The organism is Pseudonocardia sp. NPDC049635 (genome assembly GCF_040659795.1).
Taxonomy (GTDB): Bacteria; Actinomycetota; Actinomycetes; order Mycobacteriales; family Pseudonocardiaceae; genus Pseudonocardia.
The window spans coordinates 96833-119379 of the sequence record NZ_JBFAON010000018.1 but is presented as its reverse complement, the minus strand read 5'-3'; the positions used below and the strand labels follow the sequence as shown (position 1 = coordinate 119379).

Here is a 22547-nt window from a genome sequence, read left to right as displayed (position 1 = left end):
GATCGTGACACCGGTGGCGACGGTGCGGCCGGCCGTGCCGAGCACCGGCGGACGGCGCAGCCCGTAGCGGCGCAGGCCCAGTGCGGCCAGCGCGACCCGCCCGCGCAGCGCCGGCACGGCGTACCGGATCCGGCCCGCCGCGTCGCTCAGGACGGTGAGCTGCGGACCGTCGGGCCGGGGCCCGCTACGGGTCCCGGTGTCGGCCCAGGTGTCGGTCTTCAGGATCCCTGCCCCGATCGGCTCTCGCCGGTTGCCCGGCTGATCCGGCCGGGCACCCGGGGTACCGGCTCAGGTCCCGACGTCCGCCCGGAACTCGGCCCAGCGGGCCAGCGCATCACCGGGCAGGCCCACGGTCGCCGCCGCGCCGTTCTGCGCGACGGCCTCCAGGTCGGTCGTGATCCAGTGCACGGCGAAGGCGAAGTTGCCGAACCAGATGTCCCCGTCGACCTGCAGGACCCGGCCCTCCCGGGCCGCCGGCAGCGACTGGAAGACCGGTTGTGACAGCACGGCGTCGGCGTCGTAGAACTGGCCCTCGGGGACGACGACGAGATCGGCGTCGTGCTCGCCGATCCCCTCCGGGGAGATCGGCACCACCGAGAAGTCGCCGTCCTTGACGTCGACGTCCTGCGCGGCGGGACGGGTGAACCCGGCCCCCTCCAGGATCGCCGACAGCGGGGTGCCGCGGGCCGCGGAGAAACAGCAGTCGCCGTAGGTCTCCCCGATCACCGACAACGAGGTCGGGCCGGGCTTCGACCCGGCCTGCACGGCGCTGATCCGCTCCTCCAGAGTGGTGACCATCGCGCCGGCTTCGTCCTCACGCCCGACCGCCGCACCCGTCGCGGTCAGCGAGTCCTGCCAGGTCGTGTCGTAGTACGGGATCGCGACCACCGGTGCGATGGGGGGTCAGCGCGTCGTAGGTCGCCTGCATCTCGACACCACCGGTCATCACGATCATGTCCGGGGCATGGGCGACGATCTCCTCGATCGGCGGACTCTCCAAGAACGTCGTCCCCGGTGTGACCGTCACCCCGGCATCCTCCAGCACGACCCGGCCCACCTCGGACCCGAACGAGCCGTAGACCACCGCGGGCTGCACACCCAGCGCCATGAGGTTCATCGCGGCGTACTCGTCGGTGGCCAGGATCGTGGCCGGCTCCGCCGGGACCTGCACCTCACCGAGCGGGTGAGTGACCGCCCTGGTCTGCGCCTCGGTCCCCGCCGGGCCCTGACCGCCGCAAGCAGTCAGCACGAAGGCCATCGCGACCAGCGCGGCGATCCGTGCCCGGAACCTGCCCCGCGGACGGCCTCGTTCGAACGTTCCCAACGATTTACTCCTTGCGTCGCGGTGGCCGGGCCACCTCGCCCCTCTGCTGGTCCTGCGTGCCCGCCTCGCCCCGCCGCCTTCGAGTATGGTTAGGCTCATCTAACTCGGATGTCTGAAGTGTGGCAATCGTCGGTTCCCGGGCCGGGATCCCGCGGCGTGCCGACGAGGTCGGTCCGCCCGGACAGCACGAACGTGGTCGCCCGGTCCGCGTCGCCGTCGGGCTCGACGGTCAATGCGGGCACCGCACACTGCATCCGGGCGTGCTCGGCCAGCAGCGCCCTGGCTACGAAGCAGCCCACACCCCGCCACACCAAGATCACTGACCCCACACCGTCAGTGTCCGGCGGAGGGGGCCAGGCTCACCGTGAGGTGCATGCGGGCTGACCGGGCTCGCCGGAGCCGACGCTCGACGACGACCGCGGCAGTCACCTGTCGACGGATCCTGAAATCTGACTGTGAGACTGCTGGAGTCGGCTCGGATCGGCCGTGATGGGCTGGCGGTGAGGCGGCGGGCGTGGCCCGAATTCTGACTGGCTTCGTGCCTTCGCAGGGGACTTGTCCGTTCACTGGCCTCGCTGCCGGCCCGGCCGGGAGCAGCTGGCCTGATCAGGAGCTTGACCGCCAGATCGCAGCTGGCGTGTCCCGTCACAGTCCTGCCGAGTCTCCCGAACCGGACCGGGGCTGGCGTCCGCCCCGGTCGACGGAGAACGCGTTGCCCATGCTCGCAGAACTGGTCGAAGTCGTCATCGGCGTCGACACCCACAAGGACACCCACACCGCTGCCGTCGTCACCGCCAACACCGGCGCGGTCCTCGCCCAGGCCACGGTCACCGCGGATCCCGCCGGCTACGACGGCCTACTCGAACTGGCCGCGCAGCACGCCGGGATACGGGCGTGGGCGTTGGAAGGCTCCGGAGGCTACGGCGCCGAAGACTGACCGCACGCCTCACCGAGCGACAGGAACTGGTAGTCGAGCTCGACCGCCCCGCCCGACCGACCCGGCGAGCAGGAGCGAAGTCCGACCCGATCGACGCCGTCCGCGCCGCCGTGACGCGTTGGCCCGCACCCATCTCGCGCAGCCGCGGACCGGCCCCGAGAGGGCGGCGTTGCAGGTCCTGCTCACCACTCGACACGCTGCGGCCCAGGCTGCAACCGACGGTCAGCGCCAGTTACAGGCGCTGGTCGTCACCGCTCCCGAACACGTCCGTGCCCGGTTCCGGGGCCTGTCCACTCGCAACATGCTGGCCGCCGCGATGCAACTACGACCGGCGCACTACGCGGATCAGGTACACGTGTTCACCGCGATGACCACGCTCAAAGCCGTCGCTCGCCGTGTCCGGGCCCTCGAGGACGAGGCCGCGGCGCACGAGAAGGCGATCCGCGCGAACGTCGCCTCCTGGCGGCCTGCTGACTCTCACCGGAGTCGGGCCGATCGTCGCCGCGACCGTGCTGACCGCGTGGTCGCACGCCGGACGCTGCCGTGACGACGGGGCGTTCGCCATACTGGCCGGCACCGCTCCCATCCCGGCCTCGTCAGGCAAGACGGTGCGCCCGGCTCAACCGCACCGGGGATCGCCAGCTCAACCGAGCCGTCTACACCATCGTCATCACTCGGCTCCGGCTCGACCCGGTGACCCGCGCCAACGCCGACCGCCGCCGCGCCCAGGGCAGGACCGACCGCGAAATCCGCCGCTGCCTCGGCCGCTACGTCACCCACCAGCTCTTCCGACAGCTCGAAACCGAACCGCTCACAGTCCTTGACGCGACATAGGAGCGTCCCCCCTGGGGGTTCACGGGTTCTAGAAGCCGAGATCCCCACCAGGGTCAGTCTTCAGCATCCGTTGACACCGTTCACCCGGCGGGCCCGCCGGTCTGCTCAGCGGGCGGGTCCGGCGGTGTGCACCGGCGTCGACGACGGCACGATCTGGGCGAGCAGCTCGGCGCACCAGCCGAGCAGCTCGACGTCGCGCACCGGCGCCCCGCCGATCCGTCCGCCCTGCACCGGCTTCGGCACGGTGACGATCTGCGCCGCAGCCTTGTACTGCGCCTTCGGGTAGAGCCGGCGCAGCCGCAGCTGCGCCGAGTCCGGCAGCTGCACCGGCCCGATCCGCAGCTGCGTCCCGGCCGACGCCACCTCGCGGACGCCCAGGCGGCGGCAGAGCTGCCGGAACCGGGCGACCTCGAGCAGGTTGCGCACCGGGGTCGGCGGTTCGCCGTAGCGGTCGGTCAGCTCCTCCACGATCGCACCCAGCGCCGCGTCGTCGGGCGCCTCGGCGATCTTGCGGTAGACCTCGAGGCGCAGCCGCTCACCGTCGATGTAGTCGTGCGGCACGTGCGCGTCGACCGGGAGATCGACCCGGACCTCGGGCAGTTCCTCCTCGATCTCCCCGGCCTCACCACCCGCCTGCTTGCGGAACGCGGCCACCGCCTCACCGACCAGCCGGATGTAGAGATCGAAGCCGACGCCCGCGATGTGCCCGCTCTGCTCGGCGCCCAGGATGTTCCCGGCGCCCCGGATCTCCAGGTCCTTCATCGCCACGGCCGCGCCGGAACCCAGCTCGGAGTGCTGGGCGATCGTCGCCAGCCGGTCGTGCGCGGTCTCGGTCAGCGGGTGCTCGGGCGGGAACAGGAAGTAGGCGTAGCCGCGCTCGCGACCCCGGCCGACCCGCCCGCGCAGCTGGTGCAGCTGGGACAGCCCGAGGGTGTCCGAACGCTCGACGATCAACGTGTTGGCGTTGGAGATGTCCAGACCGTTCTCGACGATCGTGGTGCACACCAGCACGTCGAACTCGCGGTGCCAGAACGCGCTGACCGTGCGTTCGAGCAGGTCCTCGTTCATCTGCCCGTGCGCGACCGCGACCCGGGCCTCGGGCACCAGGTCCTGCACGTGCTTGGCGGCCCGGTCGATCGAGGAGACCCGGTTGTGCACGTAGAACACCTGGCCGTCGCGCAGCAGCTCGCGGCGGATCGCGGCGGCGACCTGCTTGTCGTCGTAGGCACCGACGTAGGTCAGGGTCGGGTGGCGGTCCTCGGGCGGAGTCGTGATCGCCGACATCTCGCGGATCCCGGCCAGGCTCATCTCCAGGGTCCGCGGGATCGGCGTCGCCGAGAGGGTGAGCACGTCCACGTGCGCGCGCAGCGCCGTGATGTGCTCCTTGTGCTCGACGCCGAAGCGCTGCTCCTCGTCGACGATCACCAGGCCGAGGTCCTTCCAGCGGACCCCGGACTGCAGCAGCCGGTGGGTGCCGACGACGATGTCGACCTCGCCCTCGGCGAGCTTGTCCAGGGTCTCGCGTGCCTCCGCCGGATCGGTGAACCGGGACAGGCCGCGCACCGTCACCGGGAAGGCGCGCATCCGCTCGGAGAACGTCGTCAGGTGCTGGGTCGCGAGCAGCGTCGTCGGCACCAGCACGGCGACCTGCTTGCCGTCCTGCACCGCCTTGAACGCCGCCCGCACCGCGATCTCGGTCTTGCCGAACCCGACGTCGCCGGAGATCACCCGGTCCATCGGCACCGGACGCTCCATGTCCCGCTTGACCTCGTCGATCGCGGTCAGCTGGTCGGGCGTCTCGGTGTAGGGGAAGGCGTCCTCCAGCTCGCGCTGCCACGGGGTGTCCGCGGCGAAGGCGTGCCCGGGCGACGCCTGCCGGGCGGCGTAGAGCTGCACCAGCCCGGCCGCGATGTCCTTGACGGCCTTGCGGGCACGGCCCTTGGTCTTCGCCCAGTCGGCGCCGCCCAGCTTGTTCACCGCGGGCTGTTCCCCACCGACGTAGCGGCTGATCTCGTCGAGCGCGTCGGTCGGCACGAACAGCCGGTCCGCGGGCTGGCCACGCTTCGACGAGGCGTACTCCAGCACCAGGTACTCCCGGGTCGCGCCGGAGACGGTGCGCTCCTTCATCTCCACGAAGCGCCCGATGCCGTGCTGGTTGTGCACCACGTAGTCACCGGGCTGCAGCACCGCCAGGTCGACGGCGTTGCGCCGGCGCGGGGTGGTCTTGCGGGGCGCCGCGTCCAGCCCGGCGCGGCTGCCGGTGAGATCGGCCTCGGACACCAGCACGAGCCCGATCTCGGTGGCCGTGAAGCCGTTCAGCATCCGCCCGCAGGTGACGGTGACGACGCCCTTCTCCGGCGCCTCGGCCAACGCGGGCACGGCCGTCGCAGGCACCTCGGCCTCGCGCAGCTGCTCCATCGAACGGTCCGCGGTGCCCTGCCCGGCCAGCACCAGCACCGCGGCACCACCGGTGGCGACGTGCGCGCGCAGATCGGTCAGCGCCCGGTCGATGTCACCGCGGTAGGGCTCGATCTCGTGCAGCGCGGGCACGATCGCCTCATCGGACCCGGAGAGCAGCGGCGACAGCGAGATCACCGGCCGCCCGGTGGCGGTGGCGTGCGCGAGGGTGGTGGTGAGGTCGCGGTACGCCGAGCCCGAGACGTCGATCGGCGCCTCCCCGCCCGCTCCGCTCGCCAGCCAGGACGCCTCCAGGAACTCCTGCCCGGTGCGCACCAGGTCGGCGCAGCGGGTGCGGATCCGCTCGGGGTCGGCGACGATCACCCGGGTGCCGGCCGGGAACAGGTCGGTGAGCTGCACCATCTCGGATCCCACGAGAACCGGGACCAGCGACTCCATCCCCTCCCCCGGGATGCCCTCGGCGAGCTTCTCCAGCAGCTCGCGCAGCGGGTTGCGGTTGAGCCCGGCGGCCTCGGGCTGCTCGGCGGCCAGCGCCCTGGCCCGCGCCCGCACCGGTCCGGTGAGCAGCAGCTCCCGGCAGGCCGGGACGATCACCCGTTCCACCTCGCCGACCGAGCGCTGGTCGGCGACCGAGAACGCCCGCAGCTCGGAGACCTCGTCGCCCCAGAACTCGACGCGCACCGGATGCTCGGCGGTCGGCGGGAACACGTCGAGGATGCCTCCGCGGACGGCGAACTCGCCGCGCGCGGTGACCATCTCGGCCCGGGTGTAGGCCAGCTCGACCAGGCGCTCCAGCAGCTGCTCGAAGTCGTGCTCCTCACCCGGGGCCAGCGAGACCGGTGCGAGCGCACCCAGTCCCGGTGCCACCGGCTGGATCAGGCTGCGCGCCGCGGTGACGACCACCCGTGGCGCGGTCTCCGTGGACGCCAGCCGGTGGAAGATCGTCAACCGGCGGGCGACGGTGTCCGGCCGCGGCGACAGCTTCTCGTGCGGCAGCGTCTCCCACGACGGCAGGACGACGACCGGGGAGCCCGCGCTGTCGGTGACGGTGTCGGCGGCGGCGTCCAGCGCCTCGCCGTGCCCGAGCAGATCGGACACGGCGGCCGCGAGGTCCTCGGCCTCCCGCTCGGTGGCGGTCACGGCCAGCACGGTCGAGGACTCGGCGAGCGCCGCGGCGAGCAACGGGCGCACCGCAGCGGGGCCCTCGACGCTCACCGCGGGGGTCTCGGTGGTGCGGGTGTCGGCGTCGCGGGCGGCGTCGACCGCGGCCCGCAGGCCGGCGTCGGACAGGGCGGAGGTGAGCAGACCGGACAGGATGGCCACGACGGCGCTGGCTCCTCGATCGGGAGTGGGCTGGCGGTGCGCAGGACAGACCCCTGCCCGGGTCGCGTGCGGTCCGGGCGGGGTGCCGGCTTCCGACGATACGCCCGGCCGGCGGGCCGGGTCGGGGCAGCCCTCACCGGTTCCCGACCGCCGGACGTCGCAGGGCGGCGGAGCGGACCGCCGGCCCGCGACGCCCGATCAGCGGGCGTAGCGCAGCTCGGCGCGGGCGCGGGCCTTGGCCGCCTCGACCGCACGGTCCTTCGGCGGGGCGGTCGTGGTCAGGCCGTCCAGGAGCTCGCGGGTGGCGGCGGCGACCGCCGCCACCGCCCGGTCGAACACCTCGGTGTTGGCCTGGGAGGGCTTCGCCGTCCCCGAGATCTTGCGGACGTACTGCAGCGCCGCCGCCTGCACCTCGTCGGCGTCGGCGGGCGGCTCGAAGTTGTGCAGCGTCCGGATGTTCCGGCACATCGGCGCCTCCGGCGCTCGTGAGTGGTCTCGCGGTGCGAGCCACGATAGCCACTCACGAGCGGCCCTCGCCTACTTGACGACGTGCATCGACCCGTCCAGCTCGCCGGCCTTCTGCCGGGCGTTCAGCACGGCGAGCCGGGTGAAGGAGTTGTCGAACGCCTCCTGGGTGAGACCGCGCGCCTTGTACTCGGTCGCGAGCTGCTCCGCACCGGCCGGGATGGTCCAGCCGGCCTCGAAACCGAGCTCCTTGCGGGCCCGGGAGAAGTCCACCCGGTACGAGCGTGGGTCGTTGCCCGCCTCGCCGGTGATGTTCAGCGTCGAGCCGGGGACGGCGTCGATGACGGCCTGGGCGATCTCGGCGACGGTCCGGTTGTTCTTCTCGGTCCCGACGTTGTAGGCACGGGCCCGGACCACGTCCGCCGGGGCGGCCAGCGCGGCGACGACCGCACCGGCGATGTCCTCGGCGTGCGCCAGCGGACGCCACGGGGTGCCGTCGGAGAGCACGGTCACCTCGTTGGTGAGCACCGCGCGTCCGACCAGGTTGTTCAGCACGATGTCGGCGCGCAGCCGCGGCGAGAAGCCGAAGGCGGTCGCGTTGCGCATCGACACCGGCACGAAGTCGGCGGACGCCAGATCGGCGAGATCGTCCTCGACGCGGACCTTGGAGATCGCGTACGGGGTGACCGGCTTCAGCGGGGCGTCCTCGTCGACCAGGTCGTCGCCGGACTGGGCGCCGTAGACCGAGCAGGTCGAGGCGTAGACGAACCGCTCGACGCCCGCCTCCTTCGACAACCTCGCCAGCCGGGTGGACGCGTGGTGGTTGATGTCGTAGGTGATCTCCGGTGCGAGCGAGCCGAGCGGGTCGTTCGACAGCGCGGCCATGTGCACGACGGCGTCGAAGCCCTGCAACTGGTCGACGGTGACATCCCGCAGGTCGGTGGAGAACCCGTCGACGTCGGGGGTGTCCAGCGACCCGAGGACGCAGGAGGCGAACAGCCCGGAGTCGAGCCCGGTGACCTCGTGGCCCGCGGCGGCGAGGATCGGCGCCATCACCGTTCCCAGGTAGCCCTGATGTCCGGTGAGCAGTACCCGCATGGTGGTCCCTTCGAGAGTGTGGTCGTGCGAATCAGGCCGCGCCGAACCCGGGCGAGGGCTCGGCTCCGGCGATCGGGGCGACGGACAGGGTCAGCTTCTGCACGTGGAACGCCTCGGCGTAGCGGGCGTGGCACTGCACGCCGCGCACCCGGGCGAGCCCGCGGAAGGTCTCGTCGTCGAACCAGGGACGGTCCTGCTGGGAACCGTAGTGCTCGCTCAGCTTCGCGACCTTCTCGGTCAGCACCGGCTCCGCGAGCGGCAGGTAGACCGAGGGCTGGGCGAGGTCGCCCTCCCACTTGAGGATCTCGTAGCCCAGCGTCAGATGGTCCCGGAAGGCGGTCGGGATCATCTGGGCGAGCGTGCGGTGGTCCTGGTGGGCGTCGTGCGGGGACGGCCCGAGGACCAGGTCCGGCTCTCCCCTGGTGCGCAGCTCCTCGAGCGCCATCTTGGCCCGCTCCCAGTGCTGCGGGACCCGCCCGTCCGGCAGGTCCATGACGGCGACCTCCAGCTCGGCCCCCGGGGTGAAGGCGGCCAGCGCGGAGCGCTCCTCCTCCTCCCGCAGCGAACCGGCGCCGGTCAGCACCAGTGCGGTGACGCGGACACCGGGGTACGCGCGGCACAGTTCGAGCAGCGAGCCACCGGCGCCGATCGCGATGTCGTCGCAGTGCGCCCCCAGCAGCAGGATGCGGTCCAGGCGCTCGGGCAGCAGGTTCAGCACGGTGTCTCGGTCCCTCCGGCAACTCGGCGCGTCAGTCGCGCTGGTGGCTGCTGTTGTGCATCGCGGCGATCGCAGCCTGCAGCGGGTCGCGGTCGGTCCCGTGCGACTCCCACAGCATCCACGGCCGGGCGCCACCCTGATAGGCGGCCTCCAGGGCGTTGCGCTCCTTCACGGTGTCCGCGGGCTGCCAGAATCCCCGGTGCCGGAACGCCGTCATCCTGCCCTTGCGGGCCAGTGGCGCGCACACGTCACCGATGAGGTCACAGTCCTTCTCGATGTGGTCGAAGACCTCGGGCCGGAACATCAGATAGCCGCCGTTCTCCCACAACGGCATCTCCTGCAGCGTGGTGATCGATTCGAGCTTCCCGTCGTCGGTCACGTCCACGCAGTGGAACGCCGACTGCGGCGGGACGGCCATCAGCTGACCGATCGCGTCGGTGTCCCGGAACTGGTCGACCATCCGGTCCAGCGGCGCGTCGGTGAGGACGTCGGCGTAGTTGGCGTGGAACATCTCGTCGTCCTCGACGAGATGGCGCACCCGCCGCAGCCGCTCGCCGATCGGCGAGTCCAGACCGGTGTGGACGAACGTGATGTTCCAGTCCTGGATGTCGCTGCCCATCAGGTCGACCTGGCCGTGGTGCAGCACGAAGTCGTTGGACTCGGTCTCGTCGTAGTTCAGGAAGTAGTTCTTGATGTGGTGCGCGCCGTAACCCAGGCACAGGACGAAGTCCTTGTGGCCGAAATGGGCGTAGTAGCGCATCACGTGCCAGACCAGCGGACGGGGCCCGACCGGGTGCATCGGCTTGGGAAGATCGGAGGTGCCGTCGCGCATCCGCATGCCGTAACCACCGCAGAACAGGACGACCTTCACCTCAGACCACCTCCAGCGACGGGATCGGGAACACGAGCCGCCCACCCCAGTCGTGCACGTGGGCGAGCTGCTCGGTGAGCTCGGTGCGCAGGTTCCAGGGCAGGACCAGCACGTAGTCGGGGCGGTCCCGGGTGATCCGCTCGGGATCGTGGATCGGGATCCGGGTCCCCGGCGTGAGCCTGCCGTGTTTGTACGGGTTCCGGTCGACCGTGTAGGCGAGCAGGTCGGGCCGGATCCCGCAGTAGTTGAGCAGCGTGTTGCCCTTCCCCGGGGCCCCGTAGCCGACGACCCGCTGGCCCCGTCGACGCGCGCCGATCAGGAACGACACCAGGTCGTCGCGGACGGTGGAGACGGCCTCGGCGAACCCGTCGTGCCCCTGCGGGGTGTGCAGGCCCGCCGCCGCCTCCGCCGCGAGCACCTCGCGTACCCGCTCGCTCGGCTCCCCGGCGGCGCCGTCGGGGCGGGCCCACATCCGGATCGACCCACCGTGTGTGTCCAGCGGCTCGACGTCGACCAGGGTCAGACCGCCCGCTGCGAGCGCCCGCTGCCCGGTGAGCAGCGTGTAGTACTGGAAGTGCTCGTGGTAGATCGTGTCGAACTGGCGGCGCTCCACCAGCGTGAGCAGGTGCTGCACCTCGACCGAGACCCAGCCGTCGTCGGCGACCAGGGCGCGCAGGCCCTGCGCGAAACCGACGACGTCCGGGATGTGCGCGAACACGTTGTTCGCGCAGACCAGGTCGGCCGGGCCGTGCTCGGCACGGACCCGGGCGCCGGTCTGCGGGGTGAGGAACGCGGTGAGCGTCGGGACGCCCTTCTCCCGGGCGGCCTCACCGACGTTCACGCTGGGCTCCACGCCGAGGCAGCGGATGCCCTCGGCGACGACGTGCTGGAGCAGGTAACCGTCGTTGCTGGCGACCTCGACGACGAACGACTCCGGCCCCAGGCCGGCCCGCGCGGCGGCGTCGTCGACGAACCGGCGGGCGTGCTCCACCCAGGACGAGCTGAACGAGGAGAAGTAGGCGTACTCGGAGAACGTCTCCTCCGGCGTGATCTCCGGCGGGAGCTGGGCCAGCAGGCAGGCGTTGCAGACCCGGACGTGCAGCGGATAGGTGACCTCGGGCCGCCCGGCCGCCTCCGGTGTGAGGAACAGCTCGCACGGCGGTGTCGCGCCGAGGTCGCAGAAGCTGCGCAGGTCCGTGGCGCCGCACAGCCGGCAGGTGAGCACCTCGTCCGCCGCCGCGCCGGACTCCACGCCACCCGGCCTGGACACCCCCGCTCTCAGCACGTACCGCAGTCTGTCAACTCCGGACGCCCGCGGCACGCCCGGGGGTGGTGTCGCCCGATAGTGGGTGTTTGTCCGGGGATCGGCCATCGCAAACCGGGCCGGGGCGAGGTGCGCCGCGAGGGCGCCCGATGGCGCATGCCACCATGACCCGGCACGATCCGCCGTGGTGTAACGGCAGCACCTCGGATTTTGGTTCCGATGGTCCAGGTTCGAATCCTGGCGGCGGAGCAGGGCCCTGACGTGCGACGCGGCCCGGCCGGGTCTCCCCCGGGCCGGGCCGCACACCGCACCTGACATCCGCCCCGGCATCAGCACCCGGATCAGGCCGACGACTGACCGGCGAGCAGACCGGCAGGGTCGGGGCTGTAGGCGACCATCCAGCTCGGGTCGATGCGGTACCACACGTTCTCGTCCCAGAACGGATCGTCGCTGTCTCCGTCGTAGTGACTGACAAGGTGGTCCCGGATGCCCGGCCATGTCGGGTCGTGGCTCGCCCCCGCCGGATTCAGCGCCACGGCACGGCCGTGCGTGAAGACGCCGAGTTGCTCACCGCGCAGGAAACTCGCGCTGACGCCCGGCCGCGCCGCGAGATGACGGGCCTTGGCGGCCCGGCGGTGGGTGCCGACGACCCAGCGGCCGTGCAGGAGATGCCCGTCGGCACCACTGATGCGTGGTTCACCGCGCCGGGTGACCGTGGCGACGGCCAGGGTGCACATGCCTCGGCAGACCCGGACCACCTGCTCGGCGTTCAGGGTGCACTCCCCTGGCCGGACGATCGACTTGAGATGGCTGCTGGAACCCGCCCAGGACGTGTCCAGCAGGGCCTGGAGCCGGCGGAGCTCGTCGGGAGTTTCGAACATTGGGCCAGGCAACCAGTTCGCACCGACGGTGTCGGCTGCTACGCGGCCCGGTCGGGCACGACCTCATGGGTCTCGGTGCGTCCGGGTGGAGCGAGTCGCGGATGGATCTGCGTCCACCCGGCCAGCGCGAGAAGTGCGGTCAGCGCGAACGTCGGGCCGAGACCCACCAGGCCGGCGGCGGTGCCGGCCAGTGCCGAACCGGCGGTCTGCCCGAGGCCGAGGGCCAGGAAACCCCAGGTCACGCCCCGTGACGGCGCTTCGGGGAACAGGCGGGCACCCCACAGGATGCACAGCCCGGTCAACGCCATGAAGCCGGCTCCGAACACGCCCGCGGAGACGACGGCACCGAGCGGGCCCGGCGCCGGGAGCGCGAGCAGCGCGATCCCGGCCGCCCAGCACGTCCAGATCACCAGGCCGGTGGCCCGCAGACCGTGGCGTTCCACGGCGCGACCCGCGGTACCGCCGACCAGGCCGACCAGGCCGATCGCGCACCAGGCCCAGGTGGCGACCCCCGGGCTCAGGCCGGCCTCATCGAGCCGCGATGTGGAGAACGTCCAGTAGGGCGCGCTCACCGCCCCCAGCAGGGTGGCGTTGAACAGCAGCGGACCGATCACGACCGGCCGGGGCCACGATCCGTCGCCCGGTCGTCCCGATGCCACGGCGCCGCTCACCGGGCGGGGCAGCGACCATGCGGCAACGGCCGTGACGACCGCCGCGACGACGGCGAATCCGAACCAGATCGGCCGCCAGTCGACCGGGAGCAGCGGGGTGAAGGCGGTCAGGGCCAGTCCGGCACCGGTCCCGGTGTTGGCCCACGTCTGGGCCCGGGTCCGCGCACCGCCGCGAACCGACTGGACGATCAGTTGAGCGACACCCGGTGACGCCAGCCCGGCCCCCGCTCCGGCGACGAGGATCCCGATCCCGAACGACACGACGCCCGGTGCGACGGCCATGGCGGCCAGCCCGGCCGTGGCGAATCCGCCCGCGACGAGCGTCGTGGCCCGGGCCGAGCGCGCGGACGCGGCCGGAGCAGCGGCGAGGCCGAGGACGTACCCGGTGGTCGACACGGCCGAGAGGATCCCGACGGCGACCGGATCGAGCTCGAACGTCGCGCTGAACCGCGGCACGAACAGGCCGTAGGCGTACCGGGCGAAGCCGTAGCACAGAGCGATGACGGCGGCGCCGAGTGCGGCGATCGTCCACCAGCTCCGGGCGACGCCCACCCGAGCGGACGAGCGGTCACATCCCGTATCCATGCCTCGATAGTAAACAGACCGGTATATTTTCCACCGCTCCACGGCGTCGCGGTCGACCACAGAAGCGCTGCTAACCTCGATACTCGCCAGGTGGACCGGCCAGTACGCAGGAGGTTGTGATGGCGCGCACTGCACGGGGCGGTGCCGGGTCGAAGGTGTTGGAGACGGCGCACCGGCTCTTCTACCGGGAGGGCATCCACGCCGTCGGGGTCGACACGATCGCCGCCGAGGCCGGTGTCACGAAGACCGCCCTGTACTCGAACTTCGGTTCCAAGGCGCAGCTGGTCGTCTCCTACCTGCGTGAACGTGATCGGCTCTGGCAGGCGGAGATCGACCGGATCACGGCCTCGATCGACTCGCCCCGTGAGCGGGTGCTCGCGGTGTTCGACGCCTACGAGGCCTGGTCCGCCCGCGACCGGTTCCGGGGCTGCGCGTTCGTCAACGCGGCCGCCGAGCTGCCCCGGCCGGACGATCCGGCGCGCGAGGTCGTGCGGCACCACAAGAGCGCGGTGCGCGGCTACCTCGCCCGGCAGGTCGACCTGCTGTGCGAGCCCGGTCCCGAGCTCCCCGCGCGACTGATGCTCCTGCTCGAAGGGGCCGTCGTCACGTCCGGGATCGAGCGGAGTGCGGAACCGTTCCGGGTCGCCCGCGGGTTCGCCGAATCGCTGCTGCCACCGGACGCATCGGAACAGTCGGCCGAGCGATGACGCGCCGAGCGGCTCCGACCATCCCGGGCACCGAAGGTCGGAGATCACCGACCGCCGCTCTCCACACTGGAGCCCGCACCGGAAGGGCCCCAGGGAGTGGACATGGAACTGTGGAACCACGCGATGGACGCGATCGAGGAGCGCCTCGACCGCGAGTTCGACGTCCGTGAGGTCGCCGCGGTGGCGGCGACGTCGGAGTACCAGCTGCGCCGGGTGTTCTCGGTGCTCGCCGGGATGCTGCTGTCGGAGTACGTCCGCCGGCGGCGGATGACCGTCGCCGCCTGCGCCGTGCGGGCGGGTGGCGAGGCCGTGCAGGACATCGCCGTGCGCTTCGGCTACTCCTCGGCCGACGCGTTCTCCCGGGCGTTCCGCGGCGTGCACGGGATCGGCCCCGAGCAGGCACGGCGCCCGGACGCCGTCCTGGTGTCACAACCCCGGCTGGCCTTCCACCTCACCGTCGACGGGAGAACCGACATGCGCTACAAGATCGTCGAGAAGCCTGCCTTCCGCGTGGCCGGCCGCCGGGTGCGCGCCACCGTCGCGTTCCAGGGCGTCAACGCCGAGGTCGACCGGTTCGTCCGGGCGCTGCCCGACTCCGACTGGGAGCTGTTCGAGGAGCTCTCCGACCAGGAGCCCCACGGCGCCGTGACGGTGTGGGACGACGCCGACGGGAGCGGACCCGCCGAGGGCTCCGAGGCCGACTGCTACATCGGCGCCGTCACCGGCCGTCCCGCCCCCGACGGGCTCGACGTGCTCGAGGTACCGGCGCACACCTGGGCGTCGTTCACCGCGTCCGGGCCGTTCCCGGAGGCGCTGGAGACGCTCTGGCGGGCCGTCGGGGCCGAGTGGCTGCCCGCGAACCCGTACGAGCTGGTGCCGGCGCCGTCCCTGGTCGGCGCGGTCTACCACGACGAGGAGGGCACACGGGCCGACGTCGAGCTCTGGCTCGCCGTCCGTCCCACGCCCTGATCCCGATGGACGACACGGCCGCGGACCACGATCCTGGGCCCGGCGACGACGATCCCCGGGGAGGCGGGCCGACCATGCCGGACACCTGGGCCGAGGACGCGCCCGGGGTGCTGCGTCTGCCCTCCGGGGTGCTGGTCCGCGGCCGTGCACTGCGCCGCCCGCTCCCCGACGGGCCGGCCCCCCGCTTCGGGCTCTACCTCCTCGGTCGCGCGCCCGGGCCCACCGCCTGGCCGTACCGCTGGGTCCGCTGGCCGGACTTCCTGCTGCCCCGCGACCGGGCCGGGTTCACGGCGGGCCTGCACGAGGTCCGCGACCGGGCCGGTGCGGAGCGCGTGGAAGTGGCCTGCGCCGGCGGTTCCGGCCGCACCGGCACGGCACTCGCCTGCCTCGCCGTCCTCGACGGTGTCCCGCCCCGCGACGCGGTCGACTTCGTGCGGCGCCACTACTCGCCACGGGCGGTCGAGACCCCGTGGCAGAAGCGGTTCGTACGGCGCTTCCGGATCTGAGACGGTCGTCATAGATGAGCCGGGCCCCGGCCGGCGGTCCAACCGTCGAGAACACCCGACAGATCGGACACGCCCATGTCGTTCCAGGCCTACCTCGACGCGATCGAGAAGAAGACCGGGAAGATCCCGGCCGAGCTGGTCGCCGAGGCGACCGCGCGGGGCTTCGGCCCGGCGACGAAGGCCGGGGACATCGTCGCCTGGCTGAAGGCGGAGTACGACCTCGGCCGCGGGCATGCGATGGCGCTGGCCCACGTGGTGCGCAACGGCGCCGCCATCAGCGACAAGCACGTCGGGACGACCGGCACCCACCGCGACGAGTCGGCTCAGCTGCGCCTCGACGGCATCGCGAACCGTTGACCCGCGGGTCCCGCAGGATCAGCGCGGCGGCGACACCACACCCCCGGTAGGCCGTCGCCGTCCCGGTGAGCCCAGGGGTGCGGCACCGGGCGGCAGATCGATCGATCGCGGGCACGGCGCGCTGCGCCGTCCGGGTCGTCGGCGACCGGCACCCGGGGGCGGAGCCACCGGAACGACCACTTTCGGAGCGAAATGTGGTAAGTATCACTAACGACTGAGCCCGCGTGCCGGTCGGGCCGGCACGGGGTTCGGTTTCGGGTCAACGACGACCGACAGGAGCGCTTCCATGGCAGAGACCCCACACGGCCGCAACGGTGCGACCGCGCGCGACGAGTTCGACGCCGTCGTCATCGGCGCGGGATTCTCGGGGCTGTACATGCTGCACCGCCTGCGCGACACCCTCGGCCTCACCGCACGGGTGTTCGAGGCGGCGGACGACGTGGGCGGCACGTGGTACTGGAACCGGTACCCGGGCGCCCGGTGCGACTCGGAGAGCTACTTCTACAGCTTCTCCGACCGGCTCTCCGAGGACCTGCTCCAGGAATGGACCTGGACCGAACGTTTCGCCGGCCAACCGGAGATCCTCGACTACCTGCGGCACGTCGCCGACCGGTTCGATCTCCGTCGCGACATCCGGTTCAACACCCGGGTGGTCGCCGCCGAGTACGACGAGCAGACCGGTCGGTGGTCGGTCCGTACCGACGACGGCGGGACGGTCACGACCCGGTTCCTGATCACCGCCGTGGGCTGCCTCTCCTCGACGAACGTCCCGGACTTCCCGGGCCGCGACGACTTCCGCGGCGAGACCTATCACACCGGCCTGTGGCCGCACGACGGTGTCGACTTCACCGGCAAGCGGGTCGCGGTCATCGGCACCGGAGCGACGGCGGTGCAGGCGGTTCCGGAGATCGCCGAACAGGCCGAACAGCTCTACGTGCTGCAGCGCACCGCGAACTACGACATCGCCGGGGGCAACCGGCCGATGGACGCCGAGGACGGCCGCAAGATCAAGGAGCGGTACCGCGAGATCTGGCAGAACACCCGGGAGACCGGGTTCGGCTTCCCGTATCACACCGCCGACCGCTCCGCGCTCGCCGTCTCGGAGCAGGAACGCCGGCAGATCTACCAGGAGGCCTGGGAACGCGGGGGCTTCCGCCTCGGCACCACGTTCAACGACCTGCTCATGGACGAGGACGCGAACGAGACCGCGGCCGAGTTCGTCCGCGAGCGGATCCGCGAGCGGGTGCGCGACCCGAAGGTGGCCGAGCTGCTCACCCCGCGCGACCACCCGTTCTTCACCAAGCGCCCGCCGCTGGAGAACGGCTACTACGAGACGTTCAACCGGGAGAACGTGACCCTCGTCGACGTCCGGAACGCACCGATCCAGGAGATCACCCCGTCCGGCATCCGGACCGCGGACGCCGAGATCGAGGTGGACGTCATCGTCTACGCCACCGGTTTCGACGCGATGACCGGCAGCCTGTTCCGCCTCGGCATCCGCGGCCGCGGCGGCACCGGTCTGCAGGAGAAGTGGTCCGAGGGGCCCCGCACCTACCTGGGGATCGCCACCCACGGGTTCCCCAACCTCTTCATGATCACCGGCCCGCAGAGCCCCTCGGTGCTGAGCAACATGCCGGTGTCCATCGAACAGCATGTGGACTGGATCACCGCATGCCTGAGGTACTTGCGGGACAACGGGTTCGACACGATCGAACCACTGCCCGAGGCCGAGGACGACTGGGTGGCCCACCACAACGAGGTCACCGAGACCACGCTGCTGCCGCGGGCGAACTCGTGGTGGGTCGGCGCGAACATCCCCGGGAAACCCCGCAACCTCTACCCCTACGTCGGCGGGGTCGGCACCTACCGCCTGGTCTGCGACGCGGTCGCGGCCCGGGACTACGACGGCTTCGCCCTCGGCACCGCCGACGGCGTCCCGTCCGGGACCTACACCGGCGTCCCACGGACCGCCTTCAACGAGGCGCTCGCAGCGGTCTCCTGATCCCGGCCGGTGCCGGGTGCGCCCCGCACCCGGCACCGGCCCGGCCACACCCGCCCACGACCTCCGATCGGAGAACTCCCGTGCCACTCCACCCCGAAGCCCAGCAGCTGCTCGCCGCCCTGGAGGCGGCAGGTATGCCACCGTTCGAGCACATGACCGTCCCTCAGGCACGTCAGGCCGCCCTGGGGTTCATCGACCTCCAGGGCGAGCCCGAGTCGATGGACACCCAGGACCGGACGATCCCCGGCCCGGCCGGGGAGATTCCGGTCCGCATCTACACCCCGGCCGGTGACGGGCCGAAACCGGTGATCGTCTACTTCCACGGGGGCGGCTGGGTGATCGGCGACCTCGAGGTCTGCGACAACCCGGTCCGCAGGATCGCGGCACGCACCGGCGCGGTCGTCGTCTCGGTGGACTACCGCCTCGCACCCGAGCACGTCTACCCGGCCGCGTTCGACGACAGCTACGCCGCCACCGCATGGGTCGCCGAGCACGCCGCCGAACTGGGTGGTGATCCCGAGCGGATCGCCACCTGCGGGGACAGTGCCGGCGCCAACCTCGCCGCCGCGGTGGCGATCGCCGCCCGCGACCGCGGCGGCCCCCGGCTCGCCGCGCAGCTGCTCATCTACCCGGTGACCGACTTCAGCTTCGGCACCGAGTCCTACCGGGACAACGGGGAGGGGTACCTGCTCACGAAGGGATCCATGCAGTGGTTCTGGGCGCACTACCTCGGAGCGCAGGACCTCGGCCAGGATCCCTACGCCTGCCCGGCCCGCGCCGAGGACCTCAGCGGACTCCCGCCCGCCTTCGTCGCCACCGCGGAGTTCGATCCACTGCGTGACGAGGGCGAGGCCTACGTGGCGCAGCTGCGGGCGGCGGGCAACGAGGTGACCGCGAAGCGTTACGACGGGATGCTGCACGGGTTCGCCTGGACGCTCGGGGCGACACCCAGCGGCGCCGGCATGATCGATGACCTGGCCGCGGCGTTCCGGGCGGCCTACGAGCGCCCCGGGGTCCCCGGGTAACCCGCAAGGCCGGTCGCACCCGGGCCGGGACTCCGGCCCGGGTGCGGCACGCGGGGGCGGGAGCCGGGGGCACCGTCGCGGGCACCCGCACCCGCACCGGCACCCGGCCGGTCGTCCGCCCGCTCAGCTCTCCAGCGCGGCATCCAGTGTGATCTCGACACCGGCGAGCGCCTTCGAGACCGGGCAGCCGGCCTTGGCGGCCTCGGCGGCCTCCCGGAAGCCGTCCTCGTCCAGCCCGGTGACCTCGCCACGCACGGTCAAGGTGATGCCGGTGAGCTTGAATCCACCGTTCGCCTCGTCCGGACCGAGCGAGACGTCGGCGGAGACGTCGAGCGACTCCGGCGTTCCGCCCGCCTGGCCGATGTTCGCCGAGAGCTGCATCGCGTAGCAGGCCGAGTGCGCGGCCGCGATCAGCTCCTCCGGCGAGGTGACACCGCCGGCGTCGTCCGCGGCACGCTTCGGGAAGCTGACCTCGTAGGTGCCGACCTTCGAACTGCTGAGCTCGACCTGCCCCGAGCCCTGCTCGAGAGTGCCGTTCCAGGCGGTGCGGGCGCTGCGGGTGGGCATGATGCCTCCAGGCGGATCGGAATCGGTTGTACGCGACCGGTCAACCCGATCCTGAGGCGCACGACTCCTCGACCGTTCCCCGCCGCGCCGAAAGGCGCCGGGCGGGCGTCGAGCGGTTCACCCCGTGGATCCCGCCCCGGTCGCCGGGCCATCGCCCGACCTGCGCCGGAGCTGCCCGGCCCGACACCGGAACGGCGGGCCGGGACCCGTCCCGACCGGCCCCGTACGATTCCGTACCGGCACGGGGGGCCGTTGCACCACGAGCGACCGACCATCCGCGAGGCGGCCGGGGCACGAGCCGCCCGACCGGCGGCGGGAACCCCAGCAGGAGGAACCGAACATGCCCGATGCCCACCAGGGCGGCACCGGCGACCGAACCGACCCGACCGCACCCGGCGCTGCCGCGGCCGTGGTCCTGGCCGCCGGGGCGGGTTCCCGGATGCGCTCGGCGACGCCGAAGGTGCTGCACCGGCTCGGCGGCCGCAGCATGCTGGGACACGCACTGCACGCGGTGGCGGGCGTGCCACCGGAGCATCTGGTGGTCGTCGTCGGGCACGAGCGCGAGCGGGTCACCGAGGCCGTCGACGCCGTCGCCGGCGAGCTCGGCCGCGCCGTCACCGCCGCCGTGCAGGAGAACCGGCTCGGCACCGGGGACGCGGTCCGCGCCGGCCTCGCCGCGTTGCCGGCCGATCTGGACGGGACCGTCCTGGTCACCTACGGCGACGTCCCGCTGCTCGACACCGCGACGCTCACCGCGCTGGTCGGCGAGCACGAGCGGGCCGGCGCCGCGGTCACCCTGCTCACCTGCGATCCCGAGGACCCCACCGGGTACGGCCGGATCGTGCGCGACGACGCCGACCCGGCGCGGCCGGTGACCGCGATCGTCGAGCACGCCGACGCCACCGACGCCCAGCGTGCGATCACCGAGGTCAACTCCGGTGTCTACGCCTTCGACGCCGCTTTCCTGCGGTCCGGGATCAACGGTCTCGCGGCGCACAACGCCCAGCAGGAGCTCTACCTGACCGACCTGGTCGGAGCGGCCGTCGCCGCCGGCCGGGCCGTGCACGCGGTGCGCTGTGCCGACGAGTGGCTGCTGCGCGGGGTGAACGACCGGGTGCAGCTCGCCGAGCTGCGCGCCGAGATGAACCGCCGGGTGCTGCGGCACTGGATGGTCGAGGGCGTCACCGTCGTCGACCCGGCCACCACCTGGGTCGACGTCCAGGTGCGGCTGGGCACCGACGTCGTCCTGCACCCGGGTACCCAGCTGCACGGTGCCTGCACCGTCGGCGAGGGTGCCGAGATCGGCCCCGACTCCACGCTCACCGACTGCGCGGTCGGGCCCGGTGCGACGGTCGTCCGCACGCACGGTGCGGGCGCCGAGATCGGGCCGGGCGGCTCGGTCGGGCCGTTCGCCTACCTGCGCCCCGGCGCCCGGCTCGGCGCCGGCGGCAAGATCGGCACCTTCGTCGAGGTGAAGAACTCCGACATCGGTGCGGGCAGCAAGGTCCCGCACCTGACCTACGTCGGCGACGCCTCGATCGGCGAGATGAGCAACATCGGGGCCTCCTCGGTGTTCGTCAACTACGACGGGGTCCGCAAGCAGCGGACGACGATCGGTTCGCACGTCCGGACCGGCTCCGACACCATGTTCATCGCTCCCGTCACGGTCGGGGACGGCGCCTACACCGGCGCCGGGACCGTGCTGCGCTCCGACGTCCCGCCGGGGGCGCTCGCGGTATCGGGTGGGACACAGCGCACCATCGAGGGGTGGGTGACCCGCAAGCGTCCGGGCACCCCGGCCGCCGAGGCGGCCGCCCGGGCGGGGAGCGGCCCGTCCGGGAACGGCACGACCGCGTCACCCGACGTCCAGCACCAGGCCGGCTCGTCCGGCGACGACAGCAGAGACCTCAGCCGAGGAGGCACCGCACGGTGAGCGCGATCGCAGGTACCCCGAAGAAGAACATGATGCTCTTCTCCGGACGGGCGCACCCGGAGCTGGCCGAGCACGTGGCCAAGGAGCTCGACGTCACGGTCACCCCGCAGTCGGCGTACTCCTTCGCCAACGGCGAGATCTTCTGCCGCTTCGAGGAGTCCGTCCGCGGCAGCGACGCGTTCGTGATCCAGGCGCACTCCGCCCCGATCAACGACGCGATCATGGAGCAGCTGATCATGGTCGACGCGCTCAAGCGCGGCTCGGCCAAGCGGATCACGGCCGTCATGCCGTTCTGGGGCTATGCCCGGCAGGACAAGAAGCACCGCGGGCGGGAGCCCATCTCGGCCCGCCTGGTCGCCGACATGTTCAAGACCGCGGGCGCCGACCGGATCCTCACCGTCGACCTGCACACCTCGCAGATCCAGGGCTTCTTCGACGGCCCGGTGGACCACCTGTTCGCCCTGCCGGTGCTGGCCCAACACATCAAGAACACCCGCCCGGGCGAGAACTTCGCGGTGGTCTCCCCCGACTCCGGCCGGGTCCGGCTCGCCGAGCGCTGGGCGGACACCCTGGGCGGTACCCCGCTGGCGTTCATCCACAAGACCCGCGACCCGCTCAAGCCGAACGAGGCCGTCGCCAACCGGGTCGTCGGTGACATCGAGGGCCGCTGCTGCGTCGTCATCGACGACATGATCGACACCGGTGGCACCGTCGCGAAGGCCGTCGAGGTGCTCCTCCAGCAGGGCGCCGCGAAGGTGCTGGTCGCCGCCACCCACGGCGTGCTGTCCGGGCCGGCCACCCAGCGGCTCGCGGACTGCGGTGCCGAGGAGGTCATCTTCACCGACACGCTGCCGATCCCGGACGAGAAGCGCTTCGGCCAGATGACGGTGCTCCCGATCGCCCCGCTGCTGGCCGAGGCGATCCACCAGGTCTTCGAGGACGGCTCGGTCACCAGCCTGTTCGACGGCAACGCCTGAACCGATCACGCCGACTCCCTGCAGTGCGCCCCACCGAGGCGTTGCGGGTGGGCCCCGCAGGGTGTAGTGCAGTGGTGCCGTAGACTCCTCCCCATCTCCGCGGCGAGGGCGGGTG

At 72.1% G+C, this 22547-nt stretch carries 22 protein-coding genes and 1 tRNA gene; 12 read left to right on the top strand and 11 right to left on the bottom strand.

Annotation, left to right across the window (positions count from 1 at the left end; translation table 11 throughout):
- Positions 1-288: 288 nt before the first annotated feature.
- Positions 289-888, bottom strand: coding sequence for an ABC transporter substrate-binding protein (locus AB0J24_RS20790; RefSeq protein WP_358683731.1), 600 nt, complete (start codon positions 886-888; stop codon positions 289-291).
- Entirely contained in the window at positions 815-1324 is a 510-nt protein-coding gene (locus tag AB0J24_RS20785; protein ID WP_358683729.1) for a hypothetical protein, read from the bottom strand. Before AB0J24_RS20785 ends, AB0J24_RS20790 begins: the two co-directional genes overlap by 74 nt.
- Before the next feature lie 712 nt (positions 1325-2036).
- Here AB0J24_RS20785 and AB0J24_RS20780 point away from each other — a divergent pair.
- The 3 genes from AB0J24_RS20780 (at position 2037) to AB0J24_RS20770 (ending at position 3085) form a co-directional block, all read left to right on the top strand.
- Entirely contained in the window at positions 2037-2261 is a 225-nt protein-coding gene (locus AB0J24_RS20780; RefSeq protein ID WP_358683727.1) for a transposase, read from the top strand.
- Positions 2262-2430: 169 nt separating this feature from the next.
- A complete protein-coding gene (locus AB0J24_RS20775) occupies positions 2431-2808 on the top strand; it encodes a hypothetical protein (RefSeq protein ID WP_358683725.1) in 378 nt (125 codons plus the stop codon).
- The gene (locus AB0J24_RS20770; protein ID WP_358683723.1) at positions 2771-3085 is read left to right on the top strand and encodes a hypothetical protein; all 315 of its coding nucleotides are present in this window, start codon (positions 2771-2773) and stop codon (positions 3083-3085) included. The genes AB0J24_RS20775 and AB0J24_RS20770 overlap by 38 nt, the downstream gene beginning before the upstream one ends.
- A gap of 115 nt (positions 3086-3200) precedes the next feature.
- Here the strand turns inward: AB0J24_RS20770 and mfd are convergent, their stop codons facing one another.
- The 6 genes from mfd to AB0J24_RS20740 form a co-directional block, all read right to left on the bottom strand.
- The gene (mfd, locus tag AB0J24_RS20765; RefSeq protein ID WP_358683741.1) at positions 3201-6827 is read right to left on the bottom strand and encodes a transcription-repair coupling factor; all 3627 of its coding nucleotides are present in this window, start codon (positions 6825-6827) and stop codon (positions 3201-3203) included.
- Between the two features lie 207 nt (positions 6828-7034).
- Positions 7035-7304, bottom strand: a complete 270-nt coding sequence (locus AB0J24_RS20760; RefSeq protein ID WP_358683721.1) for a DUF2277 domain-containing protein — start codon at positions 7302-7304, stop codon at positions 7035-7037.
- A 69-nt stretch (positions 7305-7373) separates the two neighbouring features.
- Positions 7374-8399 carry an SDR family oxidoreductase gene (locus tag AB0J24_RS20755; RefSeq protein WP_358683719.1) on the bottom strand — a complete coding sequence of 342 codons (1026 nt, stop codon included), beginning with the start codon at positions 8397-8399 and terminating at the stop codon, positions 7374-7376.
- A 31-nt stretch (positions 8400-8430) separates the two neighbouring features.
- Positions 8431-9117 carry a PIG-L deacetylase family protein gene (locus AB0J24_RS20750; protein ID WP_358683717.1) on the bottom strand — a complete coding sequence of 229 codons (687 nt, stop codon included), beginning with the start codon at positions 9115-9117 and terminating at the stop codon, positions 8431-8433.
- 31 nt (positions 9118-9148) lie between these two features.
- On the bottom strand, positions 9149-9988 hold the full coding sequence (locus AB0J24_RS20745) for a sugar phosphate nucleotidyltransferase (RefSeq protein ID WP_358683715.1): 840 nt from the start codon (positions 9986-9988) through the stop codon (positions 9149-9151).
- A 1-nt stretch (position 9989) separates the two neighbouring features.
- Complete coding sequence (locus AB0J24_RS20740; protein ID WP_358683739.1) at positions 9990-11213, bottom strand: class I SAM-dependent methyltransferase; 1224 nt, start codon at positions 11211-11213, stop codon at positions 9990-9992.
- A 217-nt stretch (positions 11214-11430) separates the two neighbouring features.
- Here AB0J24_RS20740 and AB0J24_RS20735 point away from each other — a divergent pair.
- Positions 11431-11501 (top strand) — tRNA-Gln (locus AB0J24_RS20735).
- Between the two features lie 92 nt (positions 11502-11593).
- Here the strand turns inward: AB0J24_RS20735 and AB0J24_RS20730 are convergent.
- Together AB0J24_RS20730 and AB0J24_RS20725 are read right to left on the bottom strand one after the other, a co-directional pair.
- A complete protein-coding gene (locus AB0J24_RS20730; RefSeq protein ID WP_358683713.1) occupies positions 11594-12133 on the bottom strand; it encodes a pyridoxamine 5'-phosphate oxidase family protein in 540 nt (179 codons plus the stop codon).
- Positions 12134-12171: 38 nt separating this feature from the next.
- Complete coding sequence (locus tag AB0J24_RS20725) at positions 12172-13389, bottom strand: YbfB/YjiJ family MFS transporter (protein ID WP_358683711.1); 1218 nt, start codon at positions 13387-13389, stop codon at positions 12172-12174.
- A 119-nt stretch (positions 13390-13508) separates the two neighbouring features.
- On the opposite strand from AB0J24_RS20725, the gene AB0J24_RS20720 reads away from it, so the two are divergent.
- The 6 genes from AB0J24_RS20720 to AB0J24_RS20695 all read left to right on the top strand — a co-directional run bounded on the left by AB0J24_RS20720 (position 13509) and on the right by AB0J24_RS20695 (position 18955).
- Entirely contained in the window at positions 13509-14096 is a 588-nt protein-coding gene (locus AB0J24_RS20720; protein WP_358683709.1) for a TetR/AcrR family transcriptional regulator, read from the top strand.
- Between the two features lie 102 nt (positions 14097-14198).
- Positions 14199-15065 (top strand): AraC family transcriptional regulator, encoded by an 867-nt coding sequence (locus AB0J24_RS20715; protein ID WP_358683707.1) that lies wholly within the window; start codon positions 14199-14201, stop codon positions 15063-15065.
- A 74-nt stretch (positions 15066-15139) separates the two neighbouring features.
- Positions 15140-15571 carry a protein-tyrosine phosphatase family protein gene (locus tag AB0J24_RS20710; protein ID WP_358683737.1) on the top strand — a complete coding sequence of 144 codons (432 nt, stop codon included), beginning with the start codon at positions 15140-15142 and terminating at the stop codon, positions 15569-15571.
- Positions 15572-15646: 75 nt separating this feature from the next.
- Positions 15647-15928: a DUF4287 domain-containing protein gene (locus AB0J24_RS20705; RefSeq protein ID WP_358683705.1), complete on the top strand. Its 282-nt coding sequence runs from the start codon at positions 15647-15649 to the stop codon at positions 15926-15928.
- Positions 15929-16214: 286 nt separating this feature from the next.
- Positions 16215-17930: an NAD(P)/FAD-dependent oxidoreductase gene (locus tag AB0J24_RS20700; RefSeq protein WP_358683703.1), complete on the top strand. Its 1716-nt coding sequence runs from the start codon at positions 16215-16217 to the stop codon at positions 17928-17930.
- An 80-nt stretch (positions 17931-18010) separates the two neighbouring features.
- Entirely contained in the window at positions 18011-18955 is a 945-nt protein-coding gene (locus AB0J24_RS20695; protein WP_358683701.1) for an alpha/beta hydrolase, read from the top strand.
- Positions 18956-19078: 123 nt separating this feature from the next.
- Here the strand turns inward: AB0J24_RS20695 and AB0J24_RS20690 are convergent, their stop codons facing one another.
- Positions 19079-19522: an OsmC family protein gene (locus tag AB0J24_RS20690; protein WP_358683699.1), complete on the bottom strand. Its 444-nt coding sequence runs from the start codon at positions 19520-19522 to the stop codon at positions 19079-19081.
- A gap of 340 nt (positions 19523-19862) precedes the next feature.
- Here AB0J24_RS20690 and glmU point away from each other — a divergent pair, with 340 nt between their 5' ends.
- Together glmU and AB0J24_RS20680 are read left to right on the top strand one after the other, a co-directional pair.
- The gene (gene glmU / locus AB0J24_RS20685) at positions 19863-21455 is read left to right on the top strand and encodes a bifunctional UDP-N-acetylglucosamine diphosphorylase/glucosamine-1-phosphate N-acetyltransferase GlmU (protein WP_358683697.1); all 1593 of its coding nucleotides are present in this window, start codon (positions 19863-19865) and stop codon (positions 21453-21455) included.
- A complete protein-coding gene (locus tag AB0J24_RS20680) occupies positions 21452-22432 on the top strand; it encodes a ribose-phosphate diphosphokinase (protein ID WP_358683695.1) in 981 nt (326 codons plus the stop codon). The genes glmU and AB0J24_RS20680 overlap by 4 nt, the downstream gene beginning before the upstream one ends.
- The last annotated feature ends 115 nt before the right edge of the window (positions 22433-22547 follow it).